Source organism: Vibrio sp. Makdt, assembly GCF_027587015.1.
GTDB classification, from domain to species: domain Bacteria; phylum Pseudomonadota; class Gammaproteobacteria; order Enterobacterales; family Vibrionaceae; genus Vibrio; species Vibrio chagasii_B.
Genome location: NZ_JAPPTH010000006.1, coordinates 154,411 through 167,145 on the forward strand (window position 1 = coordinate 154,411; position 12,735 = coordinate 167,145).

Genomic DNA, 12,735 nt, shown 5'->3' on the forward strand with positions numbered 1-12,735 from the left:
TCAAACTATGATATTTCACCATTGATAGATGAAATAACAAGCAAAAGAGAGAAATCTACTCAGTGAATAAAATAGGTTATAGCTGTAGAAAGGTGATGATTTGTTGCGGGTATCGTTCAAAATCAACAAAGCTATGATCTCCGCCCTCTTCTACAGTTTGTGTTGCACCTTGATACTTCTCAACCGCTTGTCGGTAATCCAGAACTTCATCTTCCGTTTGTTGAAGTAACCAGAAATCGCTTGGCTTTGCTACATCTGGCACATCTAACGCCTTCAATTCATCAATATGCTTTGTTTCCAGTACATATCGTTCATCTGTGTATGGGTTTACTTGCTCACCTAAATAGTCCACAAGCAGTTCATACGGTTTCACCGCGGGATTAACCACAACCGCCTTAAAGCCATAATGACTGTTGAGCCAAGTTGAAAGATAGCCGCCTAATGAGCTGCCAACCAGTGCAATCTGATATTGATCTTTGTGTTGTTCCACGAGCTGCTGCAGGAAAAGGGCAGCTTGTTGCGGGAAACTCGGCAGTTGCGGTATTAGCACCTTAATATCCGCGCGATGCTCCGCACAATACTCGGCCATCACCATCGCTTTGTGAGAACGTGATGAACTGTTAAAACCATGGATATAGAAAAGCAGTGATGGCTTTATGGTTTGATTGATAGAATCAGACATCGGTAGCAACCTTTATTAATAACCCGCAGCCTTAAAATCAGGCAAGAACTGCCCATGAGGCAAGCGACGAACTTGAGTGCTGACCGTACCATCTTGATGCAATTCGATCTCTCTCCAACCCGGAGATAAGGTATCTACGGCGAAGTCATCTGAATTTGGCTTGAACTGAACGCAAGTCGACGGAGTTGCCATGACTTGTACACCATGATGTTCTCGATTCATGTCTTGGTGAACATGACCACACAACACAGCTTTCACATTAGAGTGCTGTTGGACGACATCCCAGAACTGGTCGGCATCTTTAAGGTTGTGCTGATCGAGCCAAGCACTGCCCACCAACAACGGATGATGATGAAGTAAAACCAAGGTATTACGTTCAGGAAATTCCGCTAACTTTTGTTCAAGCAGATCGAGTTGTTGATCGCTCAGACGCCCGTGAGGTACGCCAACCACTTGAGAGTCCAACATGATCAATTGCCAACGCTCGCCCAGTAATACATGTTCGACACATTGAATCTGTGGTGATGGTAAAACACTGCCCATATTAGGCTTAAAATCATGGTTTCCAGGTAGCCAGTAACACGGTTTTTCTAAGGGTTGAATCCCTGATTCAAATTTCTGGTATGACTCAGCGCTGTGATCTTGAGAAATGTCACCAGTCGCTAAGATCGCTTGATAGTCAAAGCCCTGACTAACAATGCCATCGACTACAGCACGAAAGCTATCTTGAGTGTTGATGCTTAATAAGCTGCCATTGCTCGGCGCAAACAAATGCGTATCCGTTAGCTGCACAAGTTTAATACTGCTCTCATCAAATTTTGAAGTGTGTGATAATTCCAAAATAACAAATCCAGATACGTTACTGTTTAGACTTTAAAAATGTTCTTAAATTAGCTCAATTAAAAGGCAATTGGAGTTCGGCTGATACCAGTTTTTAAACAAAACGTTAACCATTCCCCAAGAAATTTATTCAATTGAAATTTCTCATCCTTTTGCAGAAGCTTAGTGTTGGGGTAGTCATATTTCGCTTTGACTCGCGAAAAATCCCCGCTAGCGCACACTTCTGCAACTCGAGCGTCGTGATATAGCCTGACAGACATTTTTGGCAAAGGAAACACTGGCATCGCGTCACTCTGACATATATCTATTAATGTGGTGTATTTTGTGACCTCATTCACTGTCAATTGATACACCATATTAACGGCTTGGTAACAGCGGACATCACCAACCTCATGCCCAACCGGTAACAAAGCGTTAAGTTTGGCATAATTCGTCTCATAGACTCGCATCAATTCAGCAAGATCAACATGATACGGTTTCTTGACCGCTATATTTGGCATAACGTTAAGCTACCCACTCTGACTGTAATTCTTGGTAGTTCAATTGTAGCCACTGCAGCGCAATGATCGTGGCCCCATTTTCAAACACACCATCTTTAACCAGTTGATAAGCCGCTTCACGACTCATCACTTGTACACGAATATCTTCACCTTCGTAATCCAATCCGTGCACCCCTTTGGCCGTGGTGGCATCGACACAACCAACAAAAACATCAAGCCTCTCTGAACAGCCGCCTGAAGAAGGGTAATACGAAGTGATAGGCAGCACAGATCCGACTTCGACTCCTGCTTCTTCCATCGCTTCACGACGAGCCACATCTTTTGGTGATTCATCGGTATCGATAATCCCGGCAACAATTTCGTATTGCCACGGATGCTCATGCTCGAGAGCACCGACACGGATCTGTTCGACGATCACGACTTCGTCACGCACGGGATCATAAGGTAACAAAGCGGCAGCATGACCACGTTCAAACATTTCACGCTCAATTGGTTGGCTCCAGCCACCCTCAAACAGTCTATGTTTAAATGTGTACTTAACCATTTTGAAAAAACCACGAAACAGCGTCTCTTTTGAGACTATTTCCACATCTTGCGGAGTAAACTCATGTCGTTGATTGTCATACTGTTGCATTTGGTACCTCACTAAGTGATCTTTATAGTTTACTCATTGTCCGAGTTAACTACCAAGGATAAGGTTCAACTTTTTATATAAAACTTACAATTAAAGTTAAGCTTTAAAAAATAAATATTGCACAAGTGGACAGTTAAATGTAAAAAAGTGCAAAGTTTCGAGTAAATTACCACCAAACTGGGTTAAACTCTTTTAAAGAAAATTCTATTAAAGGCAGGAATAGGAAAATGAAAAAACTGCTTCCACTATTTATCAGTGCAGCAATTGGCAGCCTGAGTTCATCAGCTTTCGCTGATACGCTAGCTGAAGTTTATGACCAAGCAAAACAGAACGATCCACAACTTCTTCGTTCAGCAGCGCAGCGCGATGCCGCTTTTGAAGCAGTAACGTCAAGCCGTAGTGACTTGCTACCTCAAATTAACCTAACAGCAAACTACGATATTAATCGTGGTGACCGAGACACGTCTGGTGTTGGCAGTTCAAGTATCGATAACAATACTTGGGGAGCTGCGATTGGTTTTTCTCAAGAGCTTTACCAACGCTCTTCATGGATCACTCTAGACACCGCCGAGAAAACGGCTCGCCAGGCTGATTCAGCATACGCGGCAGAGCAACAAGCGTTGATCCTGCGTACAGCAACAGCTTATTTCGACGTACTTCGTGCTCAAGACAACCTAGAGTTTGTTCGTGCTGAAAAAGCAGCCGTTGCTCGTCAGCTTGAGCAAACTAAGCAACGTTTTGAAGTGGGTCTTTCTGCAATTACCGATGTACATGATGCGCAAGCTCAGTACGATGGCGTTTTAGCAGATGAAGTATTGGCTGAGAACACACTGACTAACAGCTACGAAGGTCTACGTGAAATTACAGGCCAAGAGCACTCTCAGCTAAGCATCTTAGATACGGACCGCTTCTCAGCGAGCAAGTCTTCAGAATCAGCTGCAGCACTTGTTGAACAAGCTGAGCAAAATAACCTTAGCCTACTCGCTGCACGTATCTCTCAAGACGTAGCAAAAGACAACATCTCTCTAGCAAGCTCTGGTCACCTGCCAAGCCTAACGCTAGACGGTAGCTATGCTCTGGCTGATCAATCCAATAGCTCTCAAGATTATGACCAAGACAACCTGAACATTGGTTTGAACTTAGTTGTGCCTCTATACACAGGTGGTAACACAACTTCTTTAACCAAACAGGCTGAATACAACTACGTTGCAGCAAGTGAAGATCTAGAAGCAACTTACCGTAGCGTTGTTAAAGACGTACGTGCATTCAACAACAACATCAGTGCTTCAATTGGTGCTCTACGCGCTTATGAACAATCTGTTGTTTCTGCTCAGTCAGCTCTAGAAGCGACAGAAGCTGGTTTCGATGTAGGTACTCGTACTATCGTTGACGTACTAGATTCAACTCGTCGTCTGTACGATGCTAACAAGAATCTTTCAGACGCTCGTTACAACTACATCCTAAGTGTACTTCAGCTACGTCAAGCCGTTGGTACGCTGAGCGAGCAGGACATCGTTGATGTAAACGCTGGTCTAAAAGTCGCAAGCAAGTAATTCTAAATTGCGCTAGCTACAGCTACAAAAATGCCGCTCATTGAGCGGCATTTTTATTATCTATTAAACTGGGTATTCAAAGCTAAAAATTAGCCTCGGCCACCTTTGATTGCTTTAATAATTTCAGTTGTCGAACAACCATCTTCAAAGTTAAGTACTTTAACTTCACCACCCGCAGCAATTACTTCCGCACCACCAGCAATCTCTTCAGGTTTGTAATCACCACCTTTTACTAAAATGCTTGGTAGCACTTCAGAGATCAAACGTTGAGGTGTGTCTTCAGAGAAAGGCACCACCCAGTCAACTGCACCTAAGCCCGCCAATACCGCCATACGACGATCGGTAGGGTTGACAGGACGACCAGGACCTTTCAAACGCTTAACAGAATCGTCGGTATTCACAGCCACAATCAGGCGATCACCCAATTCCGCTGCATGGTTCATGTAAGAAACATGGCCCGCATGAAGGATATCGAAACAGCCGTTAGTCATAACCACTTTCTCACCTTTAGCACGAGCGCGTTTCACCGCTTCAACCAGTGCCGCTTCCGAGATAACGCCGTAGTCTGTATCTTGGCTACCGTGAATCGCTTCCGCTAGTTCAATAGTAGAAAGTGTCGATGTACCTAGCTTACCAACCACCACACCAGCTGCCGCGTTCGCTAATGCACACGCTTCATCCAATGGTTTACCGGCAGCAACAGAAGCAGCAAGAACGGAGATAACCGTATCACCAGCACCTGTCACGTCGTAAACTTCTTTCGCTTGAGTTGGCAAGTGGAATGGTGCCTGACCTTTACGTAGTAACGTCATACCATGCTCACTACGGGTCACAAGTAGTGCATCGAAATCAAACTCTTCAATAAGTGCGAGCCCTTTTTCGATCATTTCTTCTTCATTTTTTACTTTACCAGCAACCAACTCAAACTCTGCCATGTTTGGTGTCAGTAATGTCGCACCGCGGTAACGTTCAAAGTCAGCGCCTTTAGGATCGATGAATACAGGAACATTGGCTGCGCGTGCTTTTTGAATGAAACTCTGTACATGCTCTAATGCACCTTTCGCGTAATCAGATAAAATCACCGAGCGTACATTTGGCAGCGCTTGCTCCATACGAGATAGAACCAGCTCAGGGTCGGTATTTTCAAATTTGTCTTCAAAATCAAGACGGATTAACTGCTGACCGCGGCTCATCACTCGTAGTTTGGTGATGGTTGGATAGTCTTCTAACTCAACAAAGTCACACTTAACTTTTAGTGCACCTAGGGTGTTTTTGAGCACCTCAGCAGGCTCATCTTTTCCAGTTAAACCAACGATATGAGCATGACCACCAAGCGAAGCAATATTCATTGCAACGTTAGCAGCACCGCCAGGTCGCTCCTCGTTATTTTCTACTTTTACCACGGGCACAGGTGCTTCTGGTGAAATACGGCCAGTCGGACCATACCAGTAACGGTCAAGCATGACATCACCGACAACTAGAACGCCTGATTGGCTGTAGTCAGGTAGAATTGGTTTCATTATGGATCTCCAAAAATCGAATCTGGCTAGAGTCTAGCACACTGATTACAGTGGCTAAACCATAGAAAAAAGAGTAAAGCCTATCTCGATAGGCACTGTGCTAGCTAAGCGAAAGCCGAGTTACGCTTCCATCCATTGCTTCCATGCTTGAACCACATGTTCTCTTTCCATTTCGAACTTATTGATTGCAACATCAGCATCAAGATTAAGTAGGTTACGATGGTGTATTTCATCGCGTAGCGTTGTGTATGCATTGGTCAATGCCATGCCTTGTTGCTCGTCCATGATTCCTTGTGACATCAGACTCTCAAAGATTCTGACATTGTCACACCAACGTGTCAGCTTTGGCTTCTCGTGGCTGTATCGTAACACTAAGTATTGCGCTAAAAACTCAACATCAGTGATGCCACCAGCATCCTGTTTGAGCATGAATCGTTCGGCTTTTTTACCACCAAGGTGATCACGCATTTTTTCTCGCATATCCACCACTGCTTTTTTCAACGTTGCTTCATCACGTGATAGACACAACACCTCATGACGTGTTTTGTTGAATGCGGAAGCCAATTGCTCATCACCATAGATCATACGAGCTCGAGTCAGCGCTTGATGCTCCCATGTCCATGCATCGTTGTGTTGATACTCATCAAAGGCATCAGTTGGACTAACCAACAAACCCGAAGCACCCGATGGACGCAAGCGAGTATCGACTTCATACAGGATTCCCGACGCTGTTCTGGTCGAGAAGATATGAATAATACGCTGCGCCAACCTTAGATAAAATTGGCGTCCATCGATCTCTTTCTTACCATCAGTATAGATGTGTACCGGGCAGTCATGCATAAACACAATATCGAGGTCTGAGTTGTAACCAAGCTCCCAGCCGCCGACTTTGCCATAACCGACAACCGCAAAACCGCGCCCCTCACGGTCTTTAACATGAGTAGGCTCACCAAACTTAGCCGACACTTGTAACCAAGCTTGGTTAACACCGGCTTCAACAATCGCTTCTGCTAAGTAAGTCAGGTGATCACTCACCTTCATAACCGGCAGCACACCCGCTATATCCGCCGCAGCAATCCTTAGGATACAAGTCTGCTTAAACTGACGCAGACCTTCCATCTGCTGTTCCATGTCGTCTTCAGGAATACGAGCAAGGTAGTCACGTAATTCTGTCTTGTAAGACTCAAGTGGCACCGGATTATAGAGCTGCTGAGGGTCGATAAGTTCATCTAACAGGATTGGGTAACGTCCAAGCTGTTCTGAGATCATCGGGCTCGCAGTACATAAACGAACAAGTTGAGTCAATGCAGCGGGGTGCTCATCGAGCAACTCTAGATAAGTGGTACGCGTGACAATTTTATGCAGTAAATGCAGTACACGCGATAAACCAAACTCAGCGTCTTTAGCGGTATACAGGGCCTGAAATACTTTCGGCATCAGTCGATTGAGAACTTCACGCCCACGCGGACCAAGGGTTTTCTTAGCGATATCCGCTTTAAATTGAATAATGGTTTTCGCCGCTTCTGGCGGATTGGCGATAGCAATATCATGCTCCAATACATGCTCGATAACATCCGGCTTATGGGCCATATCCCACAGCTCACTGAAGTGACTCGCGATTGGGTTAGCGTCCTCTTCGTCAATCCCGATCAGCTCTTCGAACACGTTATGTACGTTTGCCATATGGGCGCGAGTTGCAGTAATCAAACTCTCCCAATCACTGAATTGCATGGCAACAGCAAGCTGAAGTTGTTCAAACTCACCATCCGGCAACGTCTGAGTTTGCTTGTCAGCCATCGCTTGCAGTAGGTTTTCTAGGCGACGTAAAAACAGGTAAGCATCGCGCAGGTCAGTCACTTCTCCGGCTTCTAGCAGATGCAGAGAGTCAATGGCGGTTAACGTCTCTAAAAGCCCTCGTCCACGTAAGCTAGGCTCACGGCCACCACGAATCAGTTGGAAGACTTGTGCAATGAACTCAACCTCACGAATGCCGCCTGAGCCGAGCTTGATATTATTGGATAAGCCACGACGACGCACTTCACTGCTGATCATCGATTTCATGCGGCGCAAAGATTGAATTGCACTGAAATCGATATAGCGACGGAAGACAAACGGACGTAGCATCTTGCGCAACTCTTGATACTCTGGGTACATTTCACTGCCCATTACGCGCGCCTTAACCATCGCGTAACGTTCCCAGTCTCGCCCTTGTTCTTGGTAGTAATCTTCCAGAGCGGCGTAACTCATCACCAATGGTCCACTCTCACCAAAAGGACGCAGACGCATATCGACGCGATAACAGAACCCATCAAAGGTTTGTTGATCGAGCGCCTTGATAATACGCTGCCCTAAGCGGGTAAAGAACTGCGCATTGGCGATACTGCGTCTTGCTCCTTGGGTTTCGCCATTTTCAGGGTAGGTAAAAATCAGGTCGATATCAGAAGAAAAGTTGAGTTCACCGCCACCAAGCTTACCCATGCCAATGATAAGCATCGGCTGTGCTTCACCCTGTTCATTACAAGGTGTGCCCCACTCTTTACAGCAAATGTCGTACTGCCATTGATAGGTCTCGAAGATCATCGCTTCGGCCAACATAGAGAGATGACTTAGGCTCTGTTCAAGCTCCCAAGAGCCCATAAAGTCACGCCATGCAATATAGGTCATTTCTCGATTGCGGAATTGACGTAGCACTCGCTGACCGCTCATTTCGTCCGTACAATCAGAAAGCAGCTCAGCCAATCGTCCACGATACCCTTCAGCACGCTCCTCACATTCCAACATATCCGGTAGAGTCGTCGATAAAACCGTGTCACGTTGTAAGCAATCACCAATAAAGCAGCTTAATCCTAAGACGCGTTTAAGGTCTTCAATTAGCGGCTCAGGCCAAGCATTAATGGCTTCACTTTGGTGCTCTAATAATTGCTCAAAAGCTGACTGCAAATGAGTGACGAGTTGAGGAGGCAATGGCATGTTTCTTCCTTGTATAAGCTGCGCGCGAGCAATCAATTTATCGGTTCAGTTTTTCAATAATGAGTTTTCATAGCTAAAGATAGTTATACCAAAGTTACGCCAATAAAAAACGCCCACATCAGCAATGTGGGCGTTTTATCCGTGAACTTATCGAGTCAGACCTTTCTCTCTAGAAAAAAGGCTCTATCAATAGGGTTTAGAGAACAAGATTATACCTTAAACTGCTTAATCTTACCGTCGAGTTCTTGCGCGTTGCTTTCCATAAGCTGAGAGGTTTCTAGAAGCTCACCGACCACGACAACCGAAGCTTCAACCAGCTCGCGAACATTGGTCAGGTTAACACTCATCTCTTCCGCAACACTGCTCTGTTGGCCTGCAGCCGTCGCGATTTGGAAGTTCATATCATTGATCTGGTTTACTTGGCTTACAATACCATCCAACTCAGAACCCGCATTGGTCACCAGATCGACACCTTCAGCCGCTTCAACAACACTCTTTTCCATCAACTCTACCGCAGAGTTAGCACTGCTTTGTAGATGGCTGATCATATCTTGAATCTCGACGGTTGCTTGTTGAGTACGCTGTGCAAGGTTACGAACCTCATCAGCAACCACAGCAAAACCACGACCGGCTTCACCTGCACGCGCCGCTTCAATCGCTGCGTTGAGTGCCAGTAAGTTGGTTTGTTCTGAAATGCCTTGGATAGTACCTACAACGCTGCCGATTGAATCAACGCGCTCTTCAACTTGGTTTACCGCTGCTGCAGACGCTGCGATATCAGAAGAGAGTTCACTCATCTTAGATACAGAGCCCTGAACGAATTTCTGACCAGTCAATGCTTGGCCTGATGCTTGCTCTGTAAGAGAAGAGGCGCTTTGTGCATGTTCAGCAACCGTTTGAACGGTCGAAGTCATTTCGCTCATTGCCGTTGCTAACTGATCGATCTCGTTAAACTCTTCTTGAGCAGACTCTTTGGTCTCTGACATGCTGATGGTCATCACTTCTGTTAGAGCAAATAGCTCATCAGAAGAAGCCAGTTGAGCCTTCACCATGTCATGCAGCTGAACTCGTGTTTTTTCTAGCTCACGAGCTACATCGCCGTATTCATCTTTACAGTCCATGTGAATCGGCACTGATAGATTCTTGTCTGCCATCGTTTTAATGGCATCACTGAGGTATTGAGTTTGGCGCAGCATAACGCGAGCTGCCGCTAATAAAAGAACCACAAACACAATGATCATCAAGCCTGTCTGCCAAGCGACTTGAACTAGGTAAGTTTCATAATGCTGCTGCGCGACTTGTGCATTATTCGTTGCAGCGAGCAATGAATCGTAAAACGTGCTCGCGTCCCATAGCTGTTTAGAAATGATCAAGATGGTACTGAACACCATCAGCATGATCATTTTCGGAACGAGACGAACGTCAGAGATTACCCTTTCCCACGGCTTGAATGACAGTTTAGTCATTGTCAGTTCTCCATTAACTCTTATATATTGATGGCTTCTATACCCGCGAGATGGCTGATTGAGTCAGGTTCGCGATTTATTTTGAGCCTCGTATGAATGTTAAATAGTATCAAAGACACACCTAAGCCGATGAGCTTATTATCACTGATTCTCTCTTTCTTAGCGTTATTTGTGATCTCAGGCTTGTTGTTTGCGCCGATTGATAAAGAATCGAAACAAGTCCTTATCGGCCTCGATTTTATAATCTGTAGTGTTTTTCTTTTTCAGCTCACGATTGATCTATTCAGATCACAAAACAAGAAAGAATACCTCAAAGTACACTGGATCGATTTCTTGGCAAGTATCCCAATGATCGAGCCACTCCGTTTCGCTCGTATTTTTCAAATTCTGCGAGTCATCTTGGTTCTACGTTCAAGTAAACGTATTTTCAGAGAGCTGTTTCGTAACAGAAAAGAGACCACTTTCGCTTCCATCATTCTGCTTTTGGTGATCTTACTGACCATCGGTGCTGGCACGATCCTGCTATTGGAACACAAAGATCCTAATGCCAATATCACGACTGGTCATGATGCGTTGTGGTGGGCTTTCGTGACCATCAGTACCGTTGGCTATGGCGACCATTATCCAGTAACCACCGCTGGTCAGTTAATCGCATCGATTGTGATCATCTGTGGGGTTGGTGTATTTGGTATGATCTCAGGTCTAATTACCTCGCTGATTACTGAGCCTACCGACCTCCAGAATCAACAATTGGAAAACAAAGAGCGTAAACTGGATAAGATTCTAGAGCAGCAGCAACAGATACTAGAGCGGCTCGAGTCGCTTGAACGACAGACAAAAAAATAGGGCCAAAGCCCTATTTAAAAATGGATGTTAGTGTAGAGACTAGTCTTGCCAATATGGCTCAACTTCAACACTGATTTGGCGAGTCTGCTCCATCGCATGCAAAATGGAAACTTCTTGACGAGCAAGCCAACGCTCTAGCTGATCTTTCTCATCACCTTCTAACTTCTCAGTGAGTGGCTGTAAGGTTCGTAGCATCAACAAATCGTCGATACCTTGTACCATGTCCGCCCAAGGCAAACGGAAGCTATTACGCTCATCGTCATCATATAAGCTCGCAAAGCCAACACCAGAATACAGGTTACGCATCAAACGATACTGCTGGTCGATGTAAGCTTGGCTTGTCATCACGCGCTCTGGTGGAAAGGCTTCCATCAGCTCCGCCCAAGTGCGATCAAGCTGCTTCACAGAGAACCACTCAATTCCGCGCTCCATTTGCTCACGCGCTTTATCGTCCAAGAATGGCTGCCAACCTCGAGTAAGTATCCAGCGGCTTAAATCAAGCAGAAGGCCGGTGTAGCGGGCTGAACTCAAGAGAGTCAGTAACTCTTCACGATCTGGCAATTGCTCTTGCATCTCTTTTAGCTCAGCCACTAGGAACTTACGAGCATCAAGCTTACGCAGAACGTGGCCTTTATCTTCTAGCAAATCCTCAAAGTGGTCATAGCTTTTTAGCCAATCCAACTCTTGTTCTAGCCATTTCAGCTCTTGGCGTAAAATAGCGCTAGCGCGTCTCGGTACAATGCCACCGTAGATAGTGAAAGTCTGGCGGATAAAGCTCAGTGAATGGCTGATCTCGTGCAGAGCTTCAATCGATTGGCGCTCGGTGAAAATTTGCTCGTGGTAATGCCAATGAGCGAGAGCATGCTCTAAAGATTGAATGAAACACGATTCAACGGTATCACTTTTGTCAGTATCAACTAAGGTCAAAGGAGTTACTTCATCGCCTTGATAACCTTGAGCAAGTCGGTAACCCTTAGCTGCTTTGCTTAAGTTACCTAAGCGCATACCACCTTGTTCGCAGAATTGGCGAGACAGTGTAAACAGAGCATCCGTTTGGCCGGATTTAAGTTCAAGCTCAACTTCGCAAATCGGTTCTTGCAGATCGCCGGATTCAACGAAACCTTGGTCAAAGGCAACCTCGACTTGGCTACCGTCAGGCATGCCAATCAGCCACTGTTCTCGCGTGAAGTTAGTCGAGAACAGAGGAGTAAGCTCAGCTTGCAATGTTTCAATGTCCTTACCTTCAGGCCAAATATCTTCTGGATGTAAGGCAAGTTTTGGCTCATTGCTATCGTGTTCTGCATTGTATTCCGGCCTTTGATGCAGGCCAGCAACAACGCGACCCGCTGTCTTTACCGTTTGTACAAATACGTCATCAAAGCGTCGAATGCGCAAGCCGGTATCGTGCTTGCGTAGCCAGTTGTCAGGGGTGTCAAAGTAGATGTTACCTAGCTCACGACAACTGTGCTGAAGTACTTTAGTTTCAGCAATTTTATTGCGTAAAGTCTCTGAAAAATCAGGAGAAACAAAAAACTTCAGTTCTATCTCGGTTTCCATAGTTATACCTTTCTGTGAAGATAGGGACAGGATATTGCCAATTTTCAAAGTCGGCAAGTCAGAAATATCGCCCTTATGATGATCTAAAACAGTTTTAATGAGAGATTGATTAGGTTAACATGCGCGACTTTGTAGCCATCGCTTAACATTTCACCATGAATATGGTG

General features: G+C 45.4%; 10 protein-coding genes. 2 read left to right on the forward strand and 8 right to left on the reverse strand.

What is annotated here, in order from left to right:
* Positions 1-76: 76 nt before the first annotated feature.
* The 4 genes from yqiA to nudF are packed head-to-tail and all read right to left on the reverse strand — an operon-like array spanning position 77 to position 2,656.
* Positions 77-682: an esterase YqiA gene (yqiA, locus tag OH460_RS09885; protein WP_269996960.1), complete on the reverse strand. Its 606-nt coding sequence runs from the start codon at positions 680-682 to the stop codon at positions 77-79.
* 15 nt (positions 683-697) lie between these two features.
* Positions 698-1,522 carry a 3',5'-cyclic-AMP phosphodiesterase gene (gene cpdA / locus OH460_RS09890; protein ID WP_269996961.1) on the reverse strand — a complete coding sequence of 275 codons (825 nt, stop codon included), beginning with the start codon at positions 1,520-1,522 and terminating at the stop codon, positions 698-700.
* 59 nt (positions 1,523-1,581) lie between these two features.
* On the reverse strand, positions 1,582-2,022 hold the full coding sequence (locus OH460_RS09895) for a DUF1249 family protein (RefSeq protein ID WP_008222561.1): 441 nt from the start codon (positions 2,020-2,022) through the stop codon (positions 1,582-1,584).
* Between the two features lie 4 nt (positions 2,023-2,026).
* Positions 2,027-2,656, reverse strand: coding sequence for an ADP-ribose diphosphatase (nudF, locus tag OH460_RS09900; protein WP_269996962.1), 630 nt, complete (start codon positions 2,654-2,656; stop codon positions 2,027-2,029).
* 227 nt (positions 2,657-2,883) lie between these two features.
* Between nudF and tolC the strand changes: the two genes are divergently transcribed.
* Positions 2,884-4,209 carry an outer membrane channel protein TolC gene (gene tolC / locus OH460_RS09905; protein ID WP_269996963.1) on the forward strand — a complete coding sequence of 442 codons (1,326 nt, stop codon included), beginning with the start codon at positions 2,884-2,886 and terminating at the stop codon, positions 4,207-4,209.
* 89 nt (positions 4,210-4,298) lie between these two features.
* Here the strand turns inward: tolC and hldE are convergent, their stop codons facing one another.
* The 3 genes from hldE to OH460_RS09920 form a co-directional block, all read right to left on the reverse strand.
* Positions 4,299-5,729, reverse strand: coding sequence for a bifunctional D-glycero-beta-D-manno-heptose-7-phosphate kinase/D-glycero-beta-D-manno-heptose 1-phosphate adenylyltransferase HldE (hldE, locus tag OH460_RS09910; protein ID WP_269996964.1), 1,431 nt, complete (start codon positions 5,727-5,729; stop codon positions 4,299-4,301).
* A gap of 120 nt (positions 5,730-5,849) precedes the next feature.
* Positions 5,850-8,699 carry a bifunctional [glutamate--ammonia ligase]-adenylyl-L-tyrosine phosphorylase/[glutamate--ammonia-ligase] adenylyltransferase gene (gene glnE, locus OH460_RS09915; protein WP_269996965.1) on the reverse strand — a complete coding sequence of 950 codons (2,850 nt, stop codon included), beginning with the start codon at positions 8,697-8,699 and terminating at the stop codon, positions 5,850-5,852.
* A gap of 209 nt (positions 8,700-8,908) precedes the next feature.
* Positions 8,909-10,165 (reverse strand): methyl-accepting chemotaxis protein, encoded by a 1,257-nt coding sequence (locus OH460_RS09920; protein WP_061033399.1) that lies wholly within the window; start codon positions 10,163-10,165, stop codon positions 8,909-8,911.
* Between the two features lie 96 nt (positions 10,166-10,261).
* Here OH460_RS09920 and OH460_RS09925 point away from each other — a divergent pair, with 96 nt between their 5' ends.
* Entirely contained in the window at positions 10,262-11,011 is a 750-nt protein-coding gene (locus tag OH460_RS09925; RefSeq protein ID WP_032498675.1) for a potassium channel family protein, read from the forward strand.
* Positions 11,012-11,050: 39 nt separating this feature from the next.
* On the opposite strand, the gene OH460_RS09930 is transcribed toward OH460_RS09925, so the two are convergent.
* The gene (locus OH460_RS09930; protein WP_061033574.1) at positions 11,051-12,568 is read right to left on the reverse strand and encodes a CYTH and CHAD domain-containing protein; all 1,518 of its coding nucleotides are present in this window, start codon (positions 12,566-12,568) and stop codon (positions 11,051-11,053) included.
* Positions 12,569-12,735 lie beyond the last annotated feature (167 nt).

Coding starts and splice junctions, on each gene's coding strand:
- yqiA (WP_269996960.1), bottom strand. CDS start 682: ATGTCTGATTCTATCAATCAAACCATAAAGCCATCACTGCTTTTCTAT.
- OH460_RS09895 (WP_008222561.1), bottom strand. CDS start 2,022: ATGCCAAATATAGCGGTCAAGAAACCGTATCATGTTGATCTTGCTGAA.
- nudF (WP_269996962.1), bottom strand. CDS start 2,656: ATGCAACAGTATGACAATCAACGACATGAGTTTACTCCGCAAGATGTG.
- tolC (WP_269996963.1), top strand. CDS start 2,884: ATGAAAAAACTGCTTCCACTATTTATCAGTGCAGCAATTGGCAGCCTG.
- hldE (WP_269996964.1), bottom strand. CDS start 5,729: ATGAAACCAATTCTACCTGACTACAGCCAATCAGGCGTTCTAGTTGTC.
- glnE (WP_269996965.1), bottom strand. CDS start 8,699: ATGCCATTGCCTCCTCAACTCGTCACTCATTTGCAGTCAGCTTTTGAG.
- OH460_RS09920 (WP_061033399.1), bottom strand. CDS start 10,165: ATGACTAAACTGTCATTCAAGCCGTGGGAAAGGGTAATCTCTGACGTT.
- OH460_RS09925 (WP_032498675.1), top strand. CDS start 10,262: ATGTTAAATAGTATCAAAGACACACCTAAGCCGATGAGCTTATTATCA.
- OH460_RS09930 (WP_061033574.1), bottom strand. CDS start 12,568: ATGGAAACCGAGATAGAACTGAAGTTTTTTGTTTCTCCTGATTTTTCA.